The 21133-nt window shown below is 70.2% G+C and carries 24 protein-coding genes; 12 read left to right on the top strand and 12 right to left on the bottom strand.

Features of this window, described 5'->3' with window-relative positions:
- Positions 1-69: 69 nt before the first annotated feature.
- Together MKK53_RS18230 and MKK53_RS18225 are read right to left on the bottom strand one after the other, a co-directional pair.
- Positions 70-684 (bottom strand): cytochrome P460 family protein, encoded by a 615-nt coding sequence (locus MKK53_RS18230; RefSeq protein ID WP_243930125.1) that lies wholly within the window; start codon positions 682-684, stop codon positions 70-72.
- Positions 685-707: 23 nt separating this feature from the next.
- Positions 708-1169 (bottom strand): invasion associated locus B family protein, encoded by a 462-nt coding sequence (locus tag MKK53_RS18225; RefSeq protein ID WP_243930124.1) that lies wholly within the window; start codon positions 1167-1169, stop codon positions 708-710.
- Positions 1170-1426: 257 nt separating this feature from the next.
- Between MKK53_RS18225 and MKK53_RS18220 the strand changes: the two genes are divergently transcribed.
- Positions 1427-1801 (top strand): hypothetical protein, encoded by a 375-nt coding sequence (locus MKK53_RS18220; RefSeq protein ID WP_243930123.1) that lies wholly within the window; start codon positions 1427-1429, stop codon positions 1799-1801.
- A 3-nt stretch (positions 1802-1804) separates the two neighbouring features.
- On the opposite strand, the gene MKK53_RS18215 is transcribed toward MKK53_RS18220, so the two are convergent.
- The 3 genes from MKK53_RS18215 to MKK53_RS18205 form a co-directional block, all read right to left on the bottom strand.
- Entirely contained in the window at positions 1805-2539 is a 735-nt protein-coding gene (locus tag MKK53_RS18215; RefSeq protein ID WP_243930122.1) for a M48 family metallopeptidase, read from the bottom strand.
- 56 nt (positions 2540-2595) lie between these two features.
- Positions 2596-3117, bottom strand: coding sequence for a prepilin peptidase (locus MKK53_RS18210; RefSeq protein ID WP_243930121.1), 522 nt, complete (start codon positions 3115-3117; stop codon positions 2596-2598).
- 157 nt (positions 3118-3274) lie between these two features.
- Complete coding sequence (locus tag MKK53_RS18205) at positions 3275-3439, bottom strand: Flp family type IVb pilin (protein ID WP_238205820.1); 165 nt, start codon at positions 3437-3439, stop codon at positions 3275-3277.
- Between the two features lie 288 nt (positions 3440-3727).
- Here MKK53_RS18205 and MKK53_RS18200 point away from each other — a divergent pair, with 288 nt between their 5' ends.
- Together MKK53_RS18200 and MKK53_RS18195 are read left to right on the top strand one after the other, a co-directional pair.
- Positions 3728-4291 (top strand): pilus assembly protein N-terminal domain-containing protein, encoded by a 564-nt coding sequence (locus MKK53_RS18200; protein WP_409564361.1) that lies wholly within the window; start codon positions 3728-3730, stop codon positions 4289-4291.
- A 68-nt stretch (positions 4292-4359) separates the two neighbouring features.
- Entirely contained in the window at positions 4360-5031 is a 672-nt protein-coding gene (locus tag MKK53_RS18195) for a metallophosphoesterase family protein (protein ID WP_243930120.1), read from the top strand.
- A gap of 4 nt (positions 5032-5035) precedes the next feature.
- On the opposite strand, the gene MKK53_RS18190 is transcribed toward MKK53_RS18195, so the two are convergent.
- Entirely contained in the window at positions 5036-6250 is a 1215-nt protein-coding gene (locus MKK53_RS18190; RefSeq protein ID WP_243930119.1) for a lytic murein transglycosylase, read from the bottom strand.
- 287 nt (positions 6251-6537) lie between these two features.
- Here MKK53_RS18190 and MKK53_RS18185 point away from each other — a divergent pair, with 287 nt between their 5' ends.
- Together MKK53_RS18185 and MKK53_RS18180 are read left to right on the top strand one after the other, a co-directional pair.
- The gene (locus MKK53_RS18185; RefSeq protein WP_243930118.1) at positions 6538-7011 is read left to right on the top strand and encodes an SRPBCC family protein; all 474 of its coding nucleotides are present in this window, start codon (positions 6538-6540) and stop codon (positions 7009-7011) included.
- A gap of 105 nt (positions 7012-7116) precedes the next feature.
- On the top strand, positions 7117-7245 hold the full coding sequence (locus tag MKK53_RS18180) for a TFIIS helical bundle-like domain containing protein (RefSeq protein ID WP_243930117.1): 129 nt from the start codon (positions 7117-7119) through the stop codon (positions 7243-7245).
- Between the two features lie 63 nt (positions 7246-7308).
- Here MKK53_RS18180 and MKK53_RS18175 read toward each other — a convergent pair whose 3' ends face one another.
- A complete protein-coding gene (locus MKK53_RS18175; protein WP_243930116.1) occupies positions 7309-8496 on the bottom strand; it encodes a patatin-like phospholipase family protein in 1188 nt (395 codons plus the stop codon).
- 331 nt (positions 8497-8827) lie between these two features.
- On the opposite strand from MKK53_RS18175, the gene MKK53_RS18170 reads away from it, so the two are divergent.
- On the top strand, positions 8828-9367 hold the full coding sequence (locus MKK53_RS18170; RefSeq protein WP_243930132.1) for a GcrA family cell cycle regulator: 540 nt from the start codon (positions 8828-8830) through the stop codon (positions 9365-9367).
- A 204-nt stretch (positions 9368-9571) separates the two neighbouring features.
- On the opposite strand, the gene MKK53_RS18165 is transcribed toward MKK53_RS18170, so the two are convergent.
- On the bottom strand, positions 9572-10540 hold the full coding sequence (locus tag MKK53_RS18165; protein WP_243930115.1) for a TAXI family TRAP transporter solute-binding subunit: 969 nt from the start codon (positions 10538-10540) through the stop codon (positions 9572-9574).
- A 233-nt stretch (positions 10541-10773) separates the two neighbouring features.
- Here MKK53_RS18165 and cysK point away from each other — a divergent pair, with 233 nt between their 5' ends.
- The 4 genes from cysK to MKK53_RS18145 all read left to right on the top strand — a co-directional run bounded on the left by cysK (position 10774) and on the right by MKK53_RS18145 (position 12620).
- Entirely contained in the window at positions 10774-11748 is a 975-nt protein-coding gene (cysK, locus tag MKK53_RS18160; RefSeq protein ID WP_243930114.1) for a cysteine synthase A, read from the top strand.
- Positions 11749-11849: 101 nt separating this feature from the next.
- Positions 11850-12173, top strand: coding sequence for a hypothetical protein (locus tag MKK53_RS18155; protein ID WP_243930113.1), 324 nt, complete (start codon positions 11850-11852; stop codon positions 12171-12173).
- Positions 12173-12493 carry a hypothetical protein gene (locus tag MKK53_RS18150; protein WP_243930112.1) on the top strand — a complete coding sequence of 107 codons (321 nt, stop codon included), beginning with the start codon at positions 12173-12175 and terminating at the stop codon, positions 12491-12493. The genes MKK53_RS18155 and MKK53_RS18150 overlap by 1 nt, the downstream gene beginning before the upstream one ends.
- Positions 12480-12620, top strand: a complete 141-nt coding sequence (locus tag MKK53_RS18145; protein WP_243930111.1) for a hypothetical protein — start codon at positions 12480-12482, stop codon at positions 12618-12620. Before MKK53_RS18150 ends, MKK53_RS18145 begins: the two co-directional genes overlap by 14 nt.
- A 54-nt stretch (positions 12621-12674) precedes the next feature.
- On the opposite strand, the gene typA is transcribed toward MKK53_RS18145, so the two are convergent.
- Positions 12675-14495: a translational GTPase TypA gene (gene typA / locus MKK53_RS18140; protein ID WP_243930110.1), complete on the bottom strand. Its 1821-nt coding sequence runs from the start codon at positions 14493-14495 to the stop codon at positions 12675-12677.
- A 264-nt stretch (positions 14496-14759) separates the two neighbouring features.
- Between typA and MKK53_RS18135 the strand changes: the two genes are divergently transcribed.
- Together MKK53_RS18135 and MKK53_RS18130 are read left to right on the top strand one after the other, a co-directional pair.
- The gene (locus MKK53_RS18135) at positions 14760-17405 is read left to right on the top strand and encodes an ABC transporter ATP-binding protein (protein ID WP_243930109.1); all 2646 of its coding nucleotides are present in this window, start codon (positions 14760-14762) and stop codon (positions 17403-17405) included.
- A gap of 58 nt (positions 17406-17463) precedes the next feature.
- A complete protein-coding gene (locus MKK53_RS18130) occupies positions 17464-18867 on the top strand; it encodes a cytochrome P450 (RefSeq protein ID WP_409564359.1) in 1404 nt (467 codons plus the stop codon).
- 148 nt (positions 18868-19015) lie between these two features.
- Here MKK53_RS18130 and minE read toward each other — a convergent pair whose 3' ends face one another.
- Genes minE through minC form a run of 3 tightly spaced genes read right to left on the bottom strand, consistent with a single transcriptional unit; the run spans position 19016 to position 20893 of the window.
- A complete protein-coding gene (gene minE, locus MKK53_RS18125; RefSeq protein WP_243930108.1) occupies positions 19016-19339 on the bottom strand; it encodes a cell division topological specificity factor MinE in 324 nt (107 codons plus the stop codon).
- Positions 19336-20151: a septum site-determining protein MinD gene (gene minD / locus MKK53_RS18120; protein ID WP_243930107.1), complete on the bottom strand. Its 816-nt coding sequence runs from the start codon at positions 20149-20151 to the stop codon at positions 19336-19338. The genes minE and minD overlap by 4 nt, the downstream gene beginning before the upstream one ends.
- A 13-nt stretch (positions 20152-20164) precedes the next feature.
- Positions 20165-20893 (bottom strand): septum site-determining protein MinC, encoded by a 729-nt coding sequence (gene minC, locus MKK53_RS18115; RefSeq protein WP_279599128.1) that lies wholly within the window; start codon positions 20891-20893, stop codon positions 20165-20167.
- Between the last annotated feature and the right edge of the window lie 240 nt (positions 20894-21133).

Here is a 21133-nt window from a genome sequence, read left to right as displayed (position 1 = left end):
AAGGCGACCGGCCTGCCGAACCGGCGCGAGGGCCGCTTTGACGCGGAGTCGGCGGCCGGCGCGGCGGGATCACTGGGCAGCGTCACCTCCGCCGGCCGGTGCCGCCGCGGCGGCGGCCGGCTTCCGGCGTTTCGCCTTCGCGGACGGTGCCTTGATGCTGCCGAGGCTCACCTCGATGTCGTAATCCGAGGCCATGGCGGACGGCACGATCAGGTCATCGACCACGATCTGCACGAGGGTCTGGGCTTCGCCGCGGTCGATCTCGGCGCTGGTGCGCCCCACGCGGCTGGTGACGACCTTCTCGGCGTGCTTGATGGCGAAGGTCACCGGGACGTCGAAGCGGCCCGGAGCGCCGGCCGGGCCGAGCAGGACCCGCGCCTCGACGCCGACCTTCACCAGCACCGAACCGTCCGGTTGGCGGATGCACTCCCGTGCCATCCGGCCGAGGCCGATCTGCGTGCGGACATTGCCGCCGGCCATGATTCGCAGGGCCGCGCCGCCTTCGGAGACGTCCACCGTGGGGCAATAGGCCGGCTCGACCTCCACCGCCTGGGACGGGGGCACCGTCGTCCCGCCGTACTTGAACAGATTGGAGAAGACGTTGCCTTCCTCGGCACGGGCCGGCAGGGCGGCGAGGCCCATCGCCAGCACGACACCGGAGAGGCAGATCCGCTTACCGACCATGACGAGAATCCGGACTGGCTGGTTTATTTCAGGCTGTCGAAGCCGGCGGCGAACCCCTTCATCGAAAGCGGGATGCCGACGCCTTCCTCCGGCGTCTGGAACACGATGAACGTCGCCTTCGAGCCGCCCTTGAATTGCTGGATCAGCCCGCTGTCCATCACCACCTCGGCGACGCAGCCCGTGGTCAGGCAGCGGACGAAGCCGGCCCGGCCGACATCCGTCTGGTCGATCTTCAGGCCGAGGCCGGAGGGCAGCAGCACCCCGAGCGGCGCCACGACGCGAAGCAGGTAGCCGCGGTTGTCGGCGGTCTTCAGGACGATGACCACGAGGGTCAGGTTCGGCCGGTCCTCCGCGGCGAGGTACTGGACCAGGGCGCATTGCTCGGCCTTGGCGCCGGCGGGCGTCTCGCAGCGCAGCTGCCAATCGTCGAAGGTCTTGCGGACTGTCCCCTGCGCGGCCGCTGGCCCGGAGGAGAGAACCGACATCAGAACGAGCAACGCCGACAGCGCAGCCGCATGTCGGAAACGATCGAGCCTTTCGAGGAACGGCACCGTCTGACCCTGTCCGAGAGACCGCGCCCTGGCGGGGGCGGCCCGGTAAACGTCGGTGTTCCGAACATGCGGGGACCCGCGCTGTCAAGCGAATGGCTCACCCTTGCGCGCCGCAGCCGCTACCCGCTGCGTAGCTTCTGGTCTAGATTGTGGCGAACGAGCCCGTCATCCCCATTCGGAACCAGACCGCCATGCGCGTCCCCCTCCTCTCGGCCGCCTTCCTCCTCGCCGCCCTCACCCAGGCCGGCGCCCAAAGTCTGCCGGTCGGCGAGACGACCTATGTCGAGCGTTCCCTCAACCGGTCGGACACGCTCATCGTCGAGCACCCGCCCGTGGCGGTGAACCCCTACGGCCGGCGCGGTGGATCGGCGGCCATCGCCGGGTTCTGCCGCGAGGGTGGCATCATCCGGCGGCACGACCAGTTCGGAAACCCGGTGATCCTGCGCCAGCGCGAGGTCTGCGACAGCGTCGCACCGCGCACCCTCAGCCCCGGCGAGGTCGATCCCCGCCCGACCTGGCCGGTGGAGGCCGTCACGGCGCGCCGCGTCCTGCGCGTGAAGGGCTGAGGCTCAGCCGAAGCGGTGCAGCTCCGTGCCGTTCCGCTTCAGCCACGCCTCGGCGGCATCAACGTGCCCGCACAGGTCGCGGGCCACAGCCCAGAAGCGCGGCGAGTGGTTCATCTCGCGCAGGTGGGCCATCTCATGGGCGACGAGGTAGTCGAGCACCATCGGCGGGGCCAGGATCAGCCGCCACGAGAAGTTCAGCTCACCCCGGGACGTGCAGGAGCCCCAGCGGCTGCGCGTATCGCGCAGGGTGATCCGCACCGGGCGGCGGCCGAGCCGCGGGGCGTGGCGCTCCACCGCCTCGGTGATGTCGTCCCGGGCGGCGCGCATCAGCGCGTCGCGGACCCGGCGCGGGAAATGGGCCTCGTCGCAGGCGAGGGAGAGGGTCCTGTCGCCCTCCTCCGCCGATAGCCGAGCGGGGCCGCTCCGCGCCCCCCGGAGGACGAGGCGGTGCGGCTCGCCGCGGATCGGGATCTCGGCTCCGGGCTCGAAGGCGACACGCTCGGGCACCCGGGCGAGCCGCGTGGCGATCCATCCGGCATGGCTTGCGGCGAAGCGCTGTGCCGTGCTCACGGCCAGCCGGGGCGGCAGGGTGATGACCGCTTCGCCCGTCGCCGCCGAGACGCGCAGGGTGATCCGCCGGGCGGCCTCCCGGCGGCGAAGCGCGACGCGCAGGAGCGCGCCCTCGTGGTGAACCTCGAGGTGATCCGGATCGGGTCGTCGCAGGAACGCGAGGGGCATGGGCCCTTTTAGCGCCGCTGCCGCGTGGGCTCCAGAACCTTGTGGCGCAAGAGCGATCAGCTGCCGGTGACGGCGCTCCACACGGCGGTCTCGGGGAGCACGAGCAGCGCGGCGGCGGCGAGGGCGATGCCGTAGGGGATGCCGGTTTTGGCATCGTGCAGCTTGAGGGCGAAGGGAAGGCGGGCCAGCGGGTTGGGCAGGGGGTGCGAGCGCGCCGCCAGCAGCGCCAGCGTCATGATGCCTCCGAGGACCGAAGCCGCGAGGAGATAGTCCAGCAGCCCGTCGAAACCGAGCCACAGGGCCGTGGCAGCGGCGAGTTTGGCGTCGCCACCGCCGATCACATTGAAGGCGAACAGGGTGAAGGTCGCCGTCAACACGAGCGCGGCGGCCCCGACGTGGAGGCCAATCTCGCCGACGCTCATCAGCCCGCTGGCGGCCAGCAGGACAAAGCCCAGGACGAGGGCGAGGGAGATCCGGTTCGGGATCAGCATCGTCAGGAGGTCGCTGGCCGCGGCGTAGGCCATCAGGAACGGAAACAGCACCAGCAGGCCGAATTCGGCGATGACAGTTCCGCTCATCTGCAACCCCGGATTGGATCCACCGCCACCCATCGGGCGGCCTCGCGACGGGCCGGTGGGCCGGCCATACTCCGGCACGGCGAGTTCCCGCCCCGTTCCGGTCGGAACGCGACGGTCACTCCCCGTGCCGCGGATCGGAGAAGGTCAGAAGAACCGATCAGTTCAACTGAGCGGAAATGGAGCTGAACTTCGCGTTGAGCTGCGTGCCGATGACCTTCAGTGTTCCGATGATCACGACGGCGATGAGGGCGGCAATCATGCCGTACTCGATGGCGGTGGCGCCGGATTCGTCGCCGGCGAAGCGCTTCACAATGCTCTTCATGGGAAAGGTCCTAGTGAGAGATAAGGATATGACCGTCGAAGTGCTGCGCCTCGATCGGCGGCTTCGTGAGAGTGGTGAGTACGCCTTGAGATTGAGTTAAACAGATCCCACAACCACGAACACGGGAGGCGCTTTTCCGGATTGGTAAAGAAAAGTTTATGCAATAACCCACCACCGGAGTGGGTCGAACGGCAGATTTCGCGCCCTGCGTGTAGCGATCTGTTTACCATTCCTGTGTTTGCTGGGGCGGCTGGGCGTGGTCGCGCGCCTCGTACGGGCAAGTTGTCGATGCGTCGCACATCCTCGCCGGCCGGAAGGCTCGGTCTCGCCCTCACGGGGCTCTGTCTGTTCTCCGGTGCGGTCGCGGCCGCGCAGCCGGAGACGCTGCCAGTGGTGACGGTGATCGTCGATAACGCGAAGGTGATCCGCCTGCCGGAGAAGACGCAGACGGTGGTCGTCGGCAATCCCTTCATCGCCGAGGTGACGCCGCAAAAGAACGGTGTGTTGATCCTCACCGGAAAAAGCTTCGGCTCGACCAACCTCATCGCCCTGGACAGTGCGGGCACCCTCATCGCCGAGACGATGATCCGGGTCGAGGCGTCCCGCGAGGCGACGATCACGGTACAGCGGGGGATGGACCGGGAATCGCTGTCCTGCACCCCGAACTGCCAGCCGTCGGCACAGCTCGGCGACGCGGCCAAGTACTTCGATCCCGCGAGCGGCCAAGCCGACAAGCGCCGGGCTCTCGCCTCGAGCGGCGGTGCGGGCTCCAGCACCCAAGGCGCCGGCGGTGGCGCGGGAGGCGGCGGTGGCGGTGGCGGTACGAGCGGCCTCGGCGGCCAGTCCCCGTAACGGTTTGCTCCGGCCCGATCCACGGCACGGAGGCTTGCACTGCGCCGGCTCCGCCGCGACAACGGGACATGCAATCCTCGGTAGTCACTTACGCCATCGGCGACATCCATGGATCCGCCGCTCTCCTCGACGCCCTCCTGGCGCGGATCGAGGACCATGCCGCCGGGCGTGAGCGGCGCCTCGTCTTCCTGGGCGACTACGTGGACCGCGGCGCCGATTCCGCAGCGGTGCTGCGCACGGTGAGCCGCCTCCAGTGGGCCGAGCCGGACAGGGTCGCCTGCCTGATGGGCAACCACGAGCGGATGCTGCTCGATGCCCTCCAGACGGAGGATGCCGCCCTGCACTGGCTCGCGAACGGGGGCGAAGCCACGCTCGATTCGTTCGGCGCGCGGGAGGTCTCGGGGCTGCCGCGGGACATCCTCGACTGGATCGAGGGGCTTCCGACTCTGCACGGCGACGGGATGCGCTGGTACGTCCATGCCGGCTTCCCCCCCGGCACGGCGCCTGAGGCCAGCGACGACCACGACCGCCTGTGGATCCGCGGCCCCTTCCTCGACGGCGACCACGATTTCGGGCGCCACGTGGTCCACGGCCATACGCCCCAGCGCAGCGGCAAGCCGGATGTGGCGCGGTTCCGCACGAATCTCGATACGGCGGCGGTCTATGGCGGCGCCCTCACCGCGGGCGTGTTCACCGACGATGCGGGCCCCGCCGTCACCTTCCTCCAGGAGCGGGCCTGACCCGCTACTTCGCGGGCGCCCGCAGCGCCTCCAGCATCGCCGCGTCGGCATAACCATCGGCCGGCACGCCGGCGGACGCTTGGAAGGCGCGCAGGGCGGCGCGGGTGCGCGGCCCGATCTTCCCGTCGATCGTGCCCACCGGATGCCCCCGGTCCGCGAGCAGGCTCTGCAGGGCGCGCCGCTCGTCGGTGTCGAGCATCCTGTCGCCGCGGGGCCAGGCGCGCGCGAAGCCCGGCAGGCCGCGCAGGCGGTCCGACAGGTGCGCCACCGTCAGGGCGTAGGAGAACGATGTGTTGTAGCGCAGGATCACCGCGAAATTCGGCATCAGCAGGAAGGCCGGGCCGCTCGCGCCCGCGGGCAGGTACAGCACCGCCGTCTGCGCGTCGCCGAACCCGTCCTCTCGCACGGGACGCACGCCGAGCCCACGCCACTCGGCCATGCTCCGCGCCGTCGTCTCGTCGGCCAGGGCGAGGTCGAACTTCGGAGGCAGGGACGCCTCGCCGCCCCAGCGCTCGCCGCGGCGCCAGCCTTCGAGAACGAGGTAGTGGGCGGTGGAGGCGAGGGAATCGGGCACCGAGGCCCAGATGTCCCGCCTGCCGTCGCCGTCGAAATCCACGGCCCGCGAGAGGAAGACGCTCGGCATGAACTGCGTGTTGCCGAGTGCGCCGGCCCAGGAACCCGTGAGCCGCTCCGGCGTCGCGTCCCCGGCCGCGAGGATCTTCAGGGCGGCGACGAGCTCGGAGCGCCAGTACTCCGCCCGCCCGGCATCGCCGCAGGCCAGGGTGGCGAGGGAGCGGATCGCCGGCTTGACGATTCCCGGGTCGTCGAGCACCGCGCCGTAGCTCGATTCGACCCCCCAGAAGGCCACGAGGGTATAGCGATCGACCCCGTACCGGGCCTCGATGGCGTCGAGGTCGCCCGCCCATCGCTGGAGCTTGCGCTGCCCCTCGGCGATCTTCTCCGGGGTGACGGAGGCATCGACATAGGCCCACACGGGCTGGGTGAACTCGGCTTGGTTCTGCGCGGCGGAAAGGACCGCCGGATCGGGGGTCAGCCCACCGAGCTGCCCGGCGGCGAGGGCCTGGGGCACGCCCGCCTCGACGGCCTGCCCGACGGCGGCGTCCAGACACGGGTCGGCACGGCCGGAACTCGACGGCAGGATTGCGGCGAGCAGGGCGAGGACGAGGAGCGGATGCGCCCGCCGCCTGTCGATCGTCATGGCAATCTCCCAGCGCTTCCAGTAGGCGGCCGCAGGATACCGGTCACGACCCCCGCTCCGCCACCGCCGCCGCGAGCACGTCACGCCGCCGAGGGAGGCGGCGTACCGGTCGAGGAGATGTGAGACCAGGCGACCCGAATCGGGATGCCCGTCCAGGATCAGAACCTCCATGAAGGTATTGCCCCTTCGTGTGAGACCGATCGGTGTCCCTCCCATTCCGGATGGCAGATTTGTGCGACGATGGCGATCTTCGACCGGGTGTCAGGGTCCTGTGGACGGTGCTGCTCATGGCCGCCGGCTGCATCGGCTTCAGCGCCTCCGCCTCGGCCCTCGAAGTCACCCGGAGCCGGGATATCGCCGCCCCCCCCGCGGCGGTCTGGGCGCTGGTGGGTGATTTCTGCGCCATCGGCAAATGGCATCCGCAGGTCGAGCGCTGCATCCTGTCCAGCGACGAGGACGACGAATCCGTCAGGGTGCAGGTCCGCGGCCTCGTGGTGAAGGGCGGGCTGGGCACCATCGTGGAGGTCGAGACGGGCCGGGACGAGGCGGCCATGACCTACAGCTACAGCTTCGTGCAGGGCCCCCTGCCGGTCTCGGCCTACAACGCGTCCCTGTCGGTGCGCCCGAACGGGGCGGGCTCCACCGTGATCCTGAGCGGCACCTTCGATGCGGCGGGGATGAGCGATGCCGAGGCCGTCGCCGATATCGCGGGCGTCTACGAGCAGGGCCTCGCGGGGATCGCCCGGGAAGCGTCGCACTAGCGCCGAAAATCGCGGGGCGTCCGCCGACATCGGAACGGGCCGTGCGGATCGTCCGTTTGTATCGAAGCTGCGCCGTTTGCGCGCAGGATGCGAAAGGACCCGCGCATGAGCCTCATCGGACGCCTCGTCACCAAGCTCCTCGGCAACGAAGACCGCCCCGTCGTCCGCGACGATCGCAACGCGAGTTCGGCCACGCCCATCGGCCGCCTCGTCACGAAGCTCCTCGGCAAGTAAGGCTCGGGCTTGTTTGGGGGTCGTGATGCGAAGCTCCCGGAGCCGCATCACGACCCGGAGACGTCAGTCGATCGTCTGGGCGATCTGCGCCTTCGTGATCGGCGCCGCCGGCACCGTGTGCTCCCAGAGGTGGCCGCTGCTGCCCTTGTCGTACCCGTCCTTATAGAGCGCGCGCATGTAGGCGGTGTTGAAGCCCTGCGCGTCCGGGACCTTCGGGCCACTTCCGTCCACGTAGGTCAGGTTGAAACCGATATTGTTGGTGCGGGCCAGGGCATAGGTCGCCGCCAGGGCGGCGCGGGAGCGCGCCCGGCTCGCCGTGGTGAACGAGCGCCCGACGATCGCCAGGGTGTTGTTCTGGGTCACGTCGAAATCGGGTTCGAGGCGCCCGTTGATGATGACGAAGATCTGCCCCTTGCCGTTGGTGGGCAGCTTGCCGTCGCGCAGGAGCAGGCTCTGCGGCAGGGTGAAGACGGGCGTCACCACCGATCCGTCGACATGCATCTCCTGGAACTGCGTCGGCCCCGCGCTCACGTCGATGAGTTGCGGCGGGAACACCGCGGGGATGCTCGCCGAGGCGGCCAGCACGTCGCGGAAGAGTTCGAGGCGGTTCGGCGCCGTGCTGGCGGCGATGGCGCCCATGTTCCAGATCACCGCGCGCTGCGAATCGAGGTTCGTGGTCACCACCAGAAGCCGGCGCCCCTTGGCGTGCTCGGCGGAGACGGCCTCCAGCAGGTCGTTCGTGACGTAGCGGCCGATCAGGTCGCGCAGGCGCCCGTCGCCGAACAGGCCGGAGCCGAACAGCACGTTGGTCAGGCTCGGCGCCGCCACCAGCGTCTCGGCCACGCCGCTCGTGTAGAACTCGGTGAGATAGGCGTCGTAGCCCGAGCCCAGGAAGGCGAAGGGCGCGATCAGCGCCCCCGTCGAGACACCCGAGACGAGGTTGAATTCCGGCCGCGAGCCGGCGGCCGTCCACCCGTTCAGCACCCCCGCGCCATAGGCCCCGTCGCCGCCCCCGCCCGAGAGGGCGAGATAGGTGAAGCTCGCATTGCGCCGCTGCGGGTTGACCGCCAGCGCCGCGATCGTCTCCACGGAGGCGTCGGCGAAGGCGCGGGCGTTGGGGATGCCCGGCACGGTGGCGACCGCCGCCATGTCCGCCGTGTACGCAGTCCGCGGCATGGAGCCACAGGCTGCCATCTGCGCAGCCAAACCGAGGGCTGCGGCGAAGCGCAACCCGGTCCGAACGTCACCCATCGTCCTCTTCCCGACCGGTCGGCTCGCCCGAAGGCGATGCAGCTCTATTGCGAGAACGAGCTTGGCCGTTTTGCGTTCCAGACGCAAAGGCCAAGTTTGCCTTCGCGGGCCGATGTTGCGGTGCGGACACGGTGGCGATCCACCCCCGTGGTTGGCGGTGGACAGGCCGAACAGGGCCCTGGAACCGTGGTCTCTGTGCCCTTGCATGGTCCGCAAACGGCGCTGTAGGGTCTTCCCAACGGCTCGGAGAGACACGGTGTCGCACCGGACCGGCTCCCGCTGGCCGGCTCGGGAGCGTCGCGCGCGCCGCTGGGCATGGGGTCGGAGGGGGATGATGGAAGCGGGCCTTAGCTGGACGGAAGAGCGCGTGGCGCTCCTCCGCCGCCTGTGGGAGGACGGCCAGAGCGCGAGCAAGATCGCTGCGCAGCTCGGCGGGGTGACGCGCAACGCCGTCATCGGCAAGGTCCACCGCCTCGGACTGTCCGGCCGGGTCAAGTCGGGCGAAGACGCCCCCGTGGCGATCATCAAACCCGTCGAGGTCGAGAAGGTGGCGGTGGCCGCAGCCGCCCCTGAGCCGACGGTCGTCGTGGCCCATCGTCCGGCCCCCGAATTCCCGCAGGCACCGGCACCCATGCCAGTGGCGGTGGCCGCTTCGGAGCCCGTCGCGATCCCGACGTCGCAGCGCGTCACGATCATGGATTTGCGGGAATCCATGTGCCGTTGGCCGCTCGGCGACCCGACCACGCCGGAATTTCGCTTTTGCGGCGCCCGCTCGATCACGGGCCTGCCCTATTGCACGCACCACGCCGAGATCGCCTACCAGCCGGCCACCGAGCGCAAGCGCGACCGCCGGGCCGCCGGCTTCCGCTAGTCCGGCCCCGATCATTCCGGGCCGCACGGCCGAGCCGGGTGAGACGATGCTGGTCCCGCCCCTGCCCTCGGCCGGAGGGTCCGGCCGGACAATCGACCTTCCCCGTCCGCCGCACCGTGGCCAGAGCTCCCGCGTTTCGTGGGAGATGGCGTGCCGTTCCGCCCCGCGTAGCGGCGCCCGCCGCCGCTGCCAGCGCCCGGCCGGTCAGCGCCCTTCCTTCATCTCCGCGAGATAGCGCGCCGTCCCGGCATTGAGCGTGTCCGGTGCGACGATGCCGTCGAGGAGGCGCGGGTCACTTTCACCGCCCTGGGCGTGACGGGACCTGAGCGCAGACCCCGCCCGCGTGAGCGCCCGCACGATCCGATAGGCGGCCTCCGGCGGAAAGCCCGGCCGCGCCAGGATCAGGCTCCAGGACCCCACAGTCGCGATCGGCTGGTCCTGTCCCGGGAAGCTCCCGGCCGGCACGGTCAGCCGCCTGAGGGCCGGATCCTGCGCGACCAGGGCCGACATCGCCTGATCGGGCGGGCCGAGGAAGCGGGCGCCACCCGCTGCGCGCGCCACGGCCAGGAAGCCCGGCCAGCCGAGGCCTCCGCCCCAGAGGGCCGCGGCCCGGCCATCCGACACCATGGCCGGCCCATCGCCGGCATGGTCGAGGAGGATCGGGCGGATGTCCCGGTCGGGATCGAGGCCGGAGGCGGAGAGCACCGCCCGCCCCAACACGGTCAGCCCCGAATCGCGCGTGCCGAGGGCCACCGCCCGCCCACGGAGATCGCCCACCGTCCGCACCGGACTCTCGGCCCGCAGGACGAACAGGCCGGGGGTCGCGTACATCGGCGCCAGCACGGTCACGCCGCCCGGGCGGCCGAGGGCCGGGTAGGCGTAGGCCCCCTGCACCAGGGCGAGGTCGGCCTCGCTCCGCTGGAGCAGCCCGACATTCTCCGCCGATCCGCCGCTGCCGCGGGGGACGATGTCCAGATCGGGGTCCGCGATGCGGATCGCCTCGGAGAAGGCCCGGCCGAAATCCGGGAAGCCGCCGCCGGGCGTCGCCGTCGCGAGGGTCACCCGCAGGGGGTCGGCGCGGGCCGGCGCCGCAGCGACGAGCGCCGCCAGCATCAGGAGGCCGCTGCGGCGGGTCGGCGCCCTCCCCTCGCTCCGCACGGTATCGCTCTTCAACGGAGGTCGAGAAGGATTTTCCACAATCACCACCCTGCCATGACAGAAACTTCCGCGCACCGCCGGAATGAACCGCCACAATAAAATGAACTGGCGGACAAGGCACTTACAGCGATTGCTCCGGCCCGGGCGAAAAGCTATCGCAGCCGCTGGCGCGGGTCCGGAAGCCCCCTCCCCCTTGGCACGGGGTTTTCGGATCCGACATCTGGACGAACGCAGACAGGAAGCACGCGATGGCCGATTCCCTCACCGCGCCGGCCAAGGTCGGCCACGGTCGCATCTACGGCTCGATCACCGAGACCATCGGCAACACGCCGCTCGTGAAGCTGAACCGCCTGCCCAAGGAGCACGGCGTCGATGCCGAGATTCTCCTGAAGCTGGAATTCTTCAACCCGATCGCGAGCGTGAAGGACCGCATCGGCGTCAACATGATCGACGCCCTCGAAGCCTCCGGCAAGCTGCAGCCCGGCGGCACCCTGGTGGAGCCGACCTCCGGCAACACCGGCATCGCCCTCGCCTTCACGGCCGCGGCCCGCGGCTACCGGTTGATCCTCGTCATGCCGGAGACGATGTCCATCGAGCGGCGCAAGATGCTCGCCTTCCTCGGTGCCGAGCTGGCCCTCACCCCCGGCCCGCAGGGGATGAAGGGCGCCATCGCCAAGGCCGAGGAGTTGCTGCGCGAGATCCCCGGCGCGGTGATGCCGCAGCAGTTCTCGAACCCGGCCAACCCGGACATCCACCGCCGGACCACGGCCGAGGAGATCTGGGCCGACACCGGCGGCAATGTCGATGCCTTCGTGGCCGGCGTCGGCACCGGCGGCACGATCACCGGCGTCGCCGAGGTGCTGAAGCCCCGCCTGCCGAACCTCAAGGTGTTCGCCGTCGAGCCGGTCGATTCGCCGGTCATCTCGGGCGGCCAGCCCGGCCCCCACAAGATCCAGGGCATCGGCGCGGGCTTCATCCCCGAGAACCTGCATACCGACATCCTCGACGGCGTGCTGAAGGTGTCGAACGACACCGCGTTCGAGACGGCGCGGGCGCTCGCGCGGCTCGAAGGCATCCCGGGCGGCATCTCCACGGGCGGCAACGTGGCCGCCGCCCTCGAACTGGCCAAGCGTCCCGAGTTCCAGGGCAAGCGCATCGTCACGATCGCCTGCTCCTTCGCCGAGCGGTACATCTCCTCCGCGCTGTTCGACGGCATCGGCTAGGGATCCCGCGGCCCGGCGCGGGGCGTCGGGCCGCCTTCTCCGCAACGATCACCCGCCGGCCCCGTTGTCCCGGAGAATCTAGGATCACCGGGAGGCACGACATGGCAGGCGAGACAGGACGTCCGTCGCTCAAGAACTTCGATGCGTATACCGACCGCAACGGTCAGGACCTCGGCCAGGATTCGCCCCTCGATGTGGGCCTGCCGCAGAACACTCAGACCGATCTGAAGCGCGATCCGGCGGGCGATGCCGAGGCGGCCCGCATCGCGTCGGGCACGCCCGGCGAGGATGCCACCGACGCCACCGAAGCCGAAACGCCCCCCGAGAACCTGCGCCACCTGCGCGGCGAGTCCGAAGACTCCTCGACCTCCGAGGCCATCGACCGGGCGACGGCCGCGGTCGGCCAAGACGACGGCCGACGCTGATGGGCCGGGCCACGGACGAGTCCGGCACGGTCACCCGCAAGTCCGACGACAAGGTCGGGTCGGCGGGCTCCGAGCCGGCGGGCGGGGGCCATCAGACGGCGGAACAGGCCGCGATCACCGGGATGGGGAGCGGGGGCAAGGACGAGGAAGCCCGCAAGCGCGACATGAGCGGCGGGGTGGCGGGCGCGTCACCCCCGGCCATCGGCGGCTCGTCGGGCGGCCATTCCGACCAGACGGCGTCACGGGGTCCTGCGGAGGACGCGAAGGTGGCCGGCGGCCATTCCCGTGCGGAGCGAGGGGACGACGATGGACGAGCGTGAAAAGCCCGAAGACCGCCCGAAGAACATCGCCCCCGACGCGGTGAAGGATCCCAACGAGAAGACCGAGGGCAAACCGGGCGAGGGCACGAAGAGCCAGAACGGCGAGACCGATCCCGGCGGCAGCTGACCGCCGGGCGGTGGCGGGTCCCCGGGGGGCATTCCCCCCGGGGACCCGTATGCCTCAGGCGCTTTCCTTCGACCGCTCGGCGCGCTTGCGGTCGTTCGGGTCGAGGACCGTCTTGCGCAGGCGGATGGACTTCGGCGTGACTTCCATCAGCTCGTCGTCCTGGATCCAGGCCAGCGACTTCTCCAGCGTCATGCGGATCGGCGGAGTCAGACGCACGGCCTCGTCCTTCGACGTGGTGCGGATGTTGGTGAGCTTCTTGCCCTTGAGCACGTTCACCTCGAGATCGTTCTCGCGGTTGTGCTCGCCGACGATCATGCCCTGATACACCTTGGCTCCGGGCTCGATCATCATCGGGCCGCGATCCTCCAGGTTCCACATGGCGTAGGCCACGGCCTCGCCCTTGTCGTTCGAGATGAGCACGCCGTTGCGGCGGCCGGGGATCTCGCCCTTGTGGGGCTCGTAGGCCTTGAACAACCGGTTCATGATCGCCGTGCCGCGGGTGTCGGTCATCAGCTCGCCCTGGTAGCCGATGAGGCCGCGGGTCGGGGCGTGGAAGACGAGGCGCAGGCGGTCGCCACCGGACGGCCGCATCTCGATCATCTCGGCCTTCCGCTCGGACATCTTCTGCACGACGACGCCGGAATGCTCCTCGTCGACGTCGATCACGACCTCCTCGACGGGCTCCAGAAGCTCGCCGGCCTCGTCCTTCTCGAACACCACCCGCGGACGCGAGACGGCGATCTCGAAGCCCTCGCGGCGCATGGTCTCGATGAGGATGGAGAGCTGAAGCTCGCCGCGGCCGGAGACGTAGAAGGAATCCTTGTCGGAGGCCTCCTCGATCTTCAGCGTCACGTTGCCCTCGGCCTCCTTGAACAGGCGGTCGCGGATCATGCGGCTCGTCACCTTGTCGCCCTCGGTGCCGGCCAGCGGCGAATCGTTCACGAGGAAGGACATGGTGACGGTGGGCGGGTCGATCGGCTGGGCCTGGATCGGATCCGTGACCGAGGGGTCACAGAAGGTGTCGGCCACGGTGCCCTTCATCAGGCCGGCGATGGAGACGATGTCCCCCGCCTCGCCCACGTCGATCGGGGCGCGCTCCAGGCCGCGGAAGGCCAGGATCTTCGAGACGCGGCCGGTCTCCACGACCTTGCCGGTGCGGTCCAGCACCTTGATCGACTGGTTCGGCTTCGCGGTGCCGGAGATGATTCGCCCGGTGATGATGCGGCCGAGGAACGGGTTGGCCTCCAGCAGGGTGCCGAGCATCCGGAACGGGCCCGGCTCCGTCTTGGCCGGGGGGACGTGCTTGAGCACGAGGTCGAATAGCGGGGTCAGCCCCTCGGACTGGTCGGCCTCCGGCGCCAGCGCCATCCAGCCGTTGCGGCCGGAGCCGTACAGGATCGGGAAGTCGAGCTGCTCGTCGGTGGCGTCGAGGGCGGCGAAGAGGTCGAACACCTCGTTCACGACCTCGTTGATGCGGGCATCCGGCCGGTCGACCTTGTTCACGGCCACGATGGGGCGAAGGCCGATCTTCAGGGCCTTGCCGACCACGAACTTGGTCTGCGGCATCGGGCCCTCGGCGGCGTCGACCAGCACGATCACGCCGTCGACCATCGAGAGGATGCGCTCCACCTCGCCGCCGAAATCGGCGTGGCCGGGGGTGTCCACGACGTTGATGCGGGTGTCCTTCCAGACGACCGAGGTCGCCTTGGCCAGGATGGTGATGCCCCGTTCCTTCTCGAGATCGTTCGAATCCATCGCGCGTTCCTCCACGCGCTGGTTCTCTCGGAAGGTGCCGGACTGCTGCAGCAGTTTATCGACCAGGGTGGTTTTCCCGTGGTCGACGTGGGCGATGATGGCGATGTTGCGCAGGTCCATGGCCGGGTTCACGCTTGGTGGCCCTGGCTGAACCGGTTGGGCGGACGACGGTCTTGTCGTCCGCTCCGGGCCATGGGCAGATTTGTGGCGGTTGCGCTGCAATAGAGAGACACACCGCCCACGGCAAGCCCACGCGGCAAAACCGCGGTGGTCAGCGTGCCATCGCGACCGGGGGGCACGCGACCGTTGCGCGTTGCGCTATAGATGAGGCGGGGATTGCGGACGGCGTACCGGCGCCGTGCCGTCCACCGCCAGAAGGATGTCATGCGCGACCTCGAACCGCGGCTGTTCGATTATATCTGGCGCCATTCGAAGCGGGATCAGATCACGATCTGCGCCTTCGTGCTGGCATCGCTGCCGTTCTATTTCGCCTCCCTCGACCTGCCCAAGCGCATCGTGAACGATGCGATCACCGGGCGCGCCTTCTCCCACGGCGAGGCGACGGCCCCGTTCCTCGAGATCAAGTTCGACTGGCCCGCGTTCCTCGGCGGCGGCCGGACGGACCTGTTCGACGGCTTCCAGCTCGACCGGCTGAACCTGCTCCTGGGCCTCTCGCTCCTGTTCCTCGCCCTCGTGGTGGTGAACGGGGCCTTCAAGTTCTGGATCAACCTGCAGAAGGGCATCCTCGGGGAGCGGATGCTGCGGCGGCTGCGGTTCCAGCTCTTCGCCCTAATGCTGCGCTTCTCCCCCGAAGCGCAGGGCGAGGTGAAGTCCTCCGAGACCGCCACGATCATCCGCGACGAGGTGGAGCCCATCGGCTCCTTCATCGGCGACGCCATCGTGGTGCCGGCCCAGCTCGGGACGCAGGCGCTGACGGCGCTGATCTTCATCCTGATGCAGAACGTCTGGCTCGGCCTCGCCGCCGCGGCCATGGTCGCCGTGCAGATGACCGTGATCCCGCGGCTCAGGCGGCAGATCATCATCCTCAGCCGGAAGCGGCAGATCTCCTCCCGCGCCTTCGCCGGGCGGGTGGCCGAGGTGCTGGACGGCCTGCCCGCGGTGGTGCTCAACAACACCGGCCGCTGGGAGCGCGCCGAGGTCGGCGGGCGGCTGTACACGCTCTACGACCTGCGCCTGCGCATCTACCGCCGCAAGTTCGCGGTGAAGTACCTGAACAACCTGATCGCGCAGGTCACGCCGTTCCTGTTCTACGCCATCGGCGGAGTCTTCGCCCTGAAGGGTGAACTCGACATCGGCCAGCTCGTGGCCGTGCTCGCCGCCTACCGGGACCTGCCCCCTCCCCTGAAGGAGCTGATCGACTGGGACCAGCAGCGCCTCGACGTGGAGGTGAAGTACGAGACCGTGGCCGCGCATTTCGGGCCGAGCCGCCTGACGCCCTTCCAGGACGACGACGGCCCCACCCTGCGCCTCGGCTCGCCCCTCACCACCGACGCCCTCACCCTGCGCGATCCCCGCGGCGGCCTGCCGGTGGACGTCGCCAACATCGACGCGCCCCTGCCCGCGCGGCTCGCCCTGGTCCCGCCGGGCCCCATCGCCCAGGAATTCGCCCACGTGCTCGCCGGCCTGCAGGCCCCCCGGGGTGGGACCGTGCGCGTCGGCCCCTACGACCTCGCCACCCTGCCGCGCACCGTCTTCTCGGCGCGGGTCGCCTTCGCGGGGATCACGCCCGTGCTGTTCCCCGGCTCGATCCGCGACAACCTGCTCTACGGCCTGCGGGTCCGCCCCCTCGCCAGCCGGCGGCTCGACTTCACCAAGCAGCGCATCCGCGAGGCCCTCCAGACCGGCAACCCCCTGGACAGCATCAACGACCCGTGGATCGACTACGACGCCCTCGGCGTGGCGGATGCGGACGGCCTCGACCGGCATATGGTCGAACTGCTCACGCACCTCGGCCTCGGCGACGACCTCTACCGTTACGGGCTGAACCAGCTGAGCTCGGTGAGCCACGATTCCCCGGTGGGGCGGCGGGTCATCGCCGCCCGCGAGCATCTGCGCCTGCACTTCGAGCGGCAGGGGCTGGCCGGCCTCGTCATCCCCTTCTCCCGCGGCGCCTACAACGATCAGGCGACGCTCGGGGAGAACCTTCTTTTCGGCGTTCCGCGCGATCCGGCCCTCACCGAGCCCCTGCGCCTGGCCGCGACGGCGCCGTTCCGGGCGGCGCTGGCGCGGGTGCGGCTCCTCGACGACCTCGACCGGATGGGAGTCGAGATCGCCCGCAACCTCAGCGAGATCTTCAAGGACGTGCCGCCCGGCCATCCGCTCTTCCGGCGCTTCTCGCTGATCACGCCGGAGATGGTGCCCGACTACGAGGCGCGGCTCACCCGCCTCAACGCCAGCGGGCGCCTGGCCGAGAAGGACAGCGAGGCCTTCCTGGCGCTGGCGCTGGCCTATGTCGAACCGCGCATGCGCTTCGGCCTGCTCGACCAGACGCTCCGGGCCCGCATCGTCGGCGCCCGGGGCATCGTGCAGGACGCGATGCACGGGGAGGACGGCTGCGACGTGGAGACCTACGACCCCGTCCGCATCAACCCGCGGGCGAGCGTGCTGGACAACGTCCTGTTCGGCCGGATCGACGTGGCGCGGATGCACAGCGAGGAGATCATCCAGCGGGAGGTGCTCGCGGTGTGCCGGGAATTCGACCTCGAGACCCAGATCCGCCGCCGGGGGCTGGAACGGCAGGTCGGCAACCGCGGCCTGCTCTTGCCGGAGCGGGTGCGCGTGCGCCTCGGCCTGACGCGGGCCCTGCTCCGGCGGCCGGAGATCCTGGTGATCGACCGGGCCGCCGACCACCTCGAAGGGGGGGCCGCCACGCTGATAAGGGTGGTCGCCGAGATCCTGCCCGAGGCGAGCCTGCTGGCCTGCGTCTCGTCCGATGCGGACGCCGCCCTGTTCCCCTCCTCCCTCAGCGTCGAGCCGGCCCGGCAGCCGGTGCGGAACGCGGCGGAATAGGATGGGCGCCTCTCCTTCGGGCCGGTCGTCCGGCACCACCCCGCCCGCGATGGATTCGATGCAGACGGACCTTGCCCCGCCGCGCCGCGACGCCGGCCCCCGCCCGCCGCGGATGGTGCCGCCCCGCCGGGACCCGCCCGAGCGCGACCTGTCGCTGCTGGCCTACCTCCGCTCGATCCGCGACAACGGCCTCCTCGGCTTCCCGAAGGCGGCCTTCGAGGAGCTGGTGACCCGCCGGGGCCTGATGGGCCGGTCGAGCTACATCCTCAGCGATCCGGACGCCATCCGCCGCGTCCTCGTGGAGAACCAGGGCAACTATGCCCGCACGGTGGGGACGACCCGGATCCTGCGCCCGATCCTCGGCGACGGGCTGCTGATCAGCGAAGGCTCCGCGTGGCGCCACCAGCGCCGGACGCTGGCACCCGCCTTCACGCCCCGGGCCATCGACGGGCTCGTCCCGCACATCGACCGGGCGGTGGCGGACGGGATCGCGGCCCTGCGCCCGCGGGCGGCTGCGGGGCCGGTGGACCTGTTCTCGACGTTCCACGCCCTGGCGCTCGACATCGCCGGGCGCACGATGTTCTCGGTGGGCATGGACCGGCAGGGGCCGGAGCTGCGCGCCTTCATCAATGGGTACAGCGCCCGGATCGGCCGTCCGCACGTCCTCGACGTGCTGATGCCGCCGGGCTGGCCCGCCCCCCTCGACCGGTCCCGCGCCCGATTCCGGCGGCGCTGGATCCCTTTCCTCGATTCGGTGATCGCGGCGCGCATCAAGGAGCCGGCGGGCGGCAGGGGCGACCTGCTCGACCTCCTCGCGGCGGCCCGAAGCCCGGAAACCGGGGCTCCCTTCACCCCCGAGGAGCTGCGCGACCAGGTCGCCACCATGATCCTCGCGGGGCACGAGACCACGGCGGGGACGCTGTTCTGGGCGTGCTACCTGCTGGCCCTGTTCCCGGAAGTTCAGGAACGGGTCGCCGCGGAGGCGCGGTCGGCCGACCTCACCGACCCGACCGGGTGCCAGACGGACGGGCGCCTGGCTCTGACGCGGGCGGTGATCGACGAGACCCTGCGGCTCTACCCCGCCGCCTTCGTGGTGGTGCGCCGCGCCCTCGGCCCGGACGAGGCGGTTGGCCATGCGATCAAAGCGAACGACATCCTGATCGTCAGCCCGTGGGTGCTGCACCGGCACCGCCGCCTGTGGGACGATCCGGACGCGTTCGACCCCGGCCGCTTCCTGCCCGGCCGCCCGGCGCCGGCCCGGTTCAGCTACCTGCCGTTCGGGGCTGGTCCGAGGGTCTGCATCGGCGCGCAGTTCGCCCTGAGCGAGGCGGTGCTGGCGCTCGCCCGGCTCTGCGCCGCCTTCCGCATCGAGACGGTGAGCGACGCGCCGATCCTGCCGGTGGCGGTGGTGACGACGCAGCCGGATCGGCCCGGGGCATTCCGGCTGATCGCCCGGGACTGAGCGCTCACACCACCCCCGCCGCACGCATGACGGAGCGAAGCGATCCGGCGTGGCGCGACATCCTTCGATGTGGCGCCGCCGGATCGCTCCGCTCCGCTCGCGTCGGCGGGAGTGGGTCTTCTCCCCCGCGGGGGGGAGGATCGTGTCGTCAGGCGGCCTTCTTGGTGCCGCCCTTGGCGGCGACCTGGGCGAGCTTGGTCGCGAGCTTGGCGTCGAGCTTGTGCGAGACGCCGAGCGGCAGCTCGATGTCCAGGCCGAGGGTCGAGACGCCCGCGCCGCGCTCCAGGGTGACCTTCACCTTGTCGGGTTCGACCGCGACATGGTTGGCGATCACCGCCAGGATCTCCTCGCGGAGCTGGATCACGAGGTCCGGGCGTCCGGATTCGGCGCGCTCGTGGGCGAGGATCAGCTGGAGGCGATCCCGCGCGACGGCGCTGGAGTTGCGCTTCTGGAAGATCCCGAGGATGCTCATGCCGCCCTCCGCATGAAGAGCTTGTCGAGGAAGGACTTGCGCTCGGTGGGGAGCACCATCGGCACGTCCTCGCCCTTGAGCCGCTTGGCCGCGTCGGCGTAGGCGCGGGCGGGGGCGCAGAGGGGGTTGTTCAGGGTCACCGGGCAGCCGACGTTGGAGGCGCGGAGCACTTCCTGGCTTTCCGGGATGATCGCGAGCAGCGGGATCGAGAGGATCTCGAGCACGTCCTCGGTCTTCAGCATGTCGCCTCGGTCGGCCCGCATCGGGTCGTAGCGGGTGAGGATCAGGTGCTTCTCCATCTCCTCGCCGCGCTCGGCCTTGGCGGTCTTGGAGTCGAGCAGGCCGATGATCCGGTCGCTGTCGCGCACCGAGGAGACCTCGGGGTTCGTGACGACGATGGCGACGTCGGCGTGGTGCATGGCGAGCTGGGCGCCGCGCTCGATGCCGGCCGGCGAGTCGCAGACCACCCAATCGAACTTCGCGCGCAGTTCGTCCATCACCCGGGCCACGCCCTCGTCGGTGAGCGCGTCCTTGTCCCGTGTCTGCGAGGCCGGGAGCAGGTGCAGACCGTCGAGGCGCTTGTCCTTGATGAGGGCCTGCGGCAGCTTCGCGTCGCCGTTGACGACGTTGATGAGGTCGTAGACCACCCGGCGCTCGGCCCCCATGACGAGGTCGAGGTTGCGCAGCCCGACGTCGAAGTCGACGACGCACACGCTCTGCCCGCCCTGCGCGAGGGCCGCTCCCAGGGCCGCGGTCGTCGTCGTCTTGCCGACGCCGCCCTTGCCCGATGTGACGACGAGAACCTTTGCCACGCGTCGCTCTCCCTTAATCCAGCTTAGCTAGTTTCATGGTGCCGCCATCGAGCCAGACCTGGGCGGCCTTGCCGCGCAGGGCCGATCCCATGTCCTCCGCAGTCCGCACGAGGCGGTCGATCCCCAGCAGCTCGGGCTCGAACTTGCGGCAGTAGATGCGGGCGCGTGGGTTGCGGGCAGCGCCGGCGATGGCGCGGCCCCGCAGGGCGCCGTAAACGTGGATGGAACCGCCCGCCAGGACCTCGGCCCCGGAGGAGACGTGGCCCATGACGGTCACGTCGCCGGTCGGGTTGACGATGCTCTGACCGGACCGGATCGACCCCTCGACGGTGATCGAGGTGACGATCTGGGGCTCCGGGTCGGCGGGGACCACCGGGATCTCGATCCCGGCGCCGGGGCGCCCCTGGATCAGGATCGGGGGAAGCCCCTCGCCCGCTTCCTCCGTACCCTCGATGCCGAGGACGCGGATGTCGCGGCAGCGCAGTTCGTCGAGCAGGCCCTGCAGGTCGTCCAGGGACGGCTTCAGCTCCGCCACGTCGAGGATCAGGGCCCGGCCCTTCAGAAGGGTCGGCGACCGCTTGAGGGCCACGTCGAGACCGGCGAGCCAGTCTCCGACGGGGGGCTCCGGCGTGAGCGCCAGGGCCTTGAAGATGCGGCCGCGGAAGCTCAGCGGCCGGAGGGTCACCCGCGGCTCGGAGGCGGCGGGCTCTCGGAAGATCGGCTCTGGTGAAGCTGCGCTCATGACCGCCTGTTAACAGTCCTTACCAGTCCATTGACGGCGGGTATGGTTACCGAAGGGTTAAGGATCTGATCCGGTCGGCAAATTTTGCCGGGATCCTTGGATCGCATGGTCAGGAACCGCGAAAGGCCGGCCCGGCACCACGGAGTGTGGCACGGCGACGACACGTATTCCCCGCCGCGCCGCACGCATCGCGCGGGGCGTGGCTCTTGCCTTGCTTGGTCCGGCACCTGGCGATCACGG

This window comes from Methylobacterium sp. J-076 (assembly GCF_022829405.1).
In the GTDB taxonomy this organism is placed as follows: Bacteria; Pseudomonadota; Alphaproteobacteria; order Rhizobiales; family Beijerinckiaceae; genus Methylobacterium.
This window is presented reverse-complemented; position numbering and strand designations above follow the sequence as displayed.

Excerpts from the sequence above, each read along its gene's own strand:
- MKK53_RS18230 (WP_243930125.1), bottom strand. The coding sequence starts at position 684 with ATGGTCGGTAAGCGGATCTGCCTCTCCGGTGTCGTGCTGGCGATGGGC.
- MKK53_RS18225 (WP_243930124.1), bottom strand. The coding sequence starts at position 1,169 with ATGTCGGTTCTCTCCTCCGGGCCAGCGGCCGCGCAGGGGACAGTCCGC.
- MKK53_RS18220 (WP_243930123.1), top strand. The coding sequence starts at position 1,427 with ATGCGCGTCCCCCTCCTCTCGGCCGCCTTCCTCCTCGCCGCCCTCACC.
- MKK53_RS18215 (WP_243930122.1), bottom strand. The coding sequence starts at position 2,539 with ATGCCCCTCGCGTTCCTGCGACGACCCGATCCGGATCACCTCGAGGTT.
- MKK53_RS18210 (WP_243930121.1), bottom strand. The coding sequence starts at position 3,117 with ATGAGCGGAACTGTCATCGCCGAATTCGGCCTGCTGGTGCTGTTTCCG.
- MKK53_RS18205 (WP_238205820.1), bottom strand. The coding sequence starts at position 3,439 with ATGAAGAGCATTGTGAAGCGCTTCGCCGGCGACGAATCCGGCGCCACC.
- MKK53_RS18200 (WP_409564361.1), top strand. The coding sequence starts at position 3,728 with ATGCGTCGCACATCCTCGCCGGCCGGAAGGCTCGGTCTCGCCCTCACG.
- MKK53_RS18195 (WP_243930120.1), top strand. The coding sequence starts at position 4,360 with ATGCAATCCTCGGTAGTCACTTACGCCATCGGCGACATCCATGGATCC.
- MKK53_RS18190 (WP_243930119.1), bottom strand. The coding sequence starts at position 6,250 with ATGACGATCGACAGGCGGCGGGCGCATCCGCTCCTCGTCCTCGCCCTG.
- MKK53_RS18185 (WP_243930118.1), top strand. The coding sequence starts at position 6,538 with ATGGCCGCCGGCTGCATCGGCTTCAGCGCCTCCGCCTCGGCCCTCGAA.
- MKK53_RS18180 (WP_243930117.1), top strand. The coding sequence starts at position 7,117 with ATGAGCCTCATCGGACGCCTCGTCACCAAGCTCCTCGGCAACGAAGAC.
- MKK53_RS18175 (WP_243930116.1), bottom strand. The coding sequence starts at position 8,496 with ATGGGTGACGTTCGGACCGGGTTGCGCTTCGCCGCAGCCCTCGGTTTG.
- MKK53_RS18170 (WP_243930132.1), top strand. The coding sequence starts at position 8,828 with ATGATGGAAGCGGGCCTTAGCTGGACGGAAGAGCGCGTGGCGCTCCTC.
- cysK (WP_243930114.1), top strand. The coding sequence starts at position 10,774 with ATGGCCGATTCCCTCACCGCGCCGGCCAAGGTCGGCCACGGTCGCATC.
- MKK53_RS18155 (WP_243930113.1), top strand. The coding sequence starts at position 11,850 with ATGGCAGGCGAGACAGGACGTCCGTCGCTCAAGAACTTCGATGCGTAT.
- MKK53_RS18150 (WP_243930112.1), top strand. The coding sequence starts at position 12,173 with ATGGGCCGGGCCACGGACGAGTCCGGCACGGTCACCCGCAAGTCCGAC.
- MKK53_RS18145 (WP_243930111.1), top strand. The coding sequence starts at position 12,480 with ATGGACGAGCGTGAAAAGCCCGAAGACCGCCCGAAGAACATCGCCCCC.
- typA (WP_243930110.1), bottom strand. The coding sequence starts at position 14,495 with ATGGACCTGCGCAACATCGCCATCATCGCCCACGTCGACCACGGGAAA.
- MKK53_RS18135 (WP_243930109.1), top strand. The coding sequence starts at position 14,760 with ATGCGCGACCTCGAACCGCGGCTGTTCGATTATATCTGGCGCCATTCG.
- MKK53_RS18130 (WP_409564359.1), top strand. The coding sequence starts at position 17,464 with ATGCAGACGGACCTTGCCCCGCCGCGCCGCGACGCCGGCCCCCGCCCG.
- minE (WP_243930108.1), bottom strand. The coding sequence starts at position 19,339 with ATGAGCATCCTCGGGATCTTCCAGAAGCGCAACTCCAGCGCCGTCGCG.
- minC (WP_279599128.1), bottom strand. The coding sequence starts at position 20,893 with ATGAGCGCAGCTTCACCAGAGCCGATCTTCCGAGAGCCCGCCGCCTCC.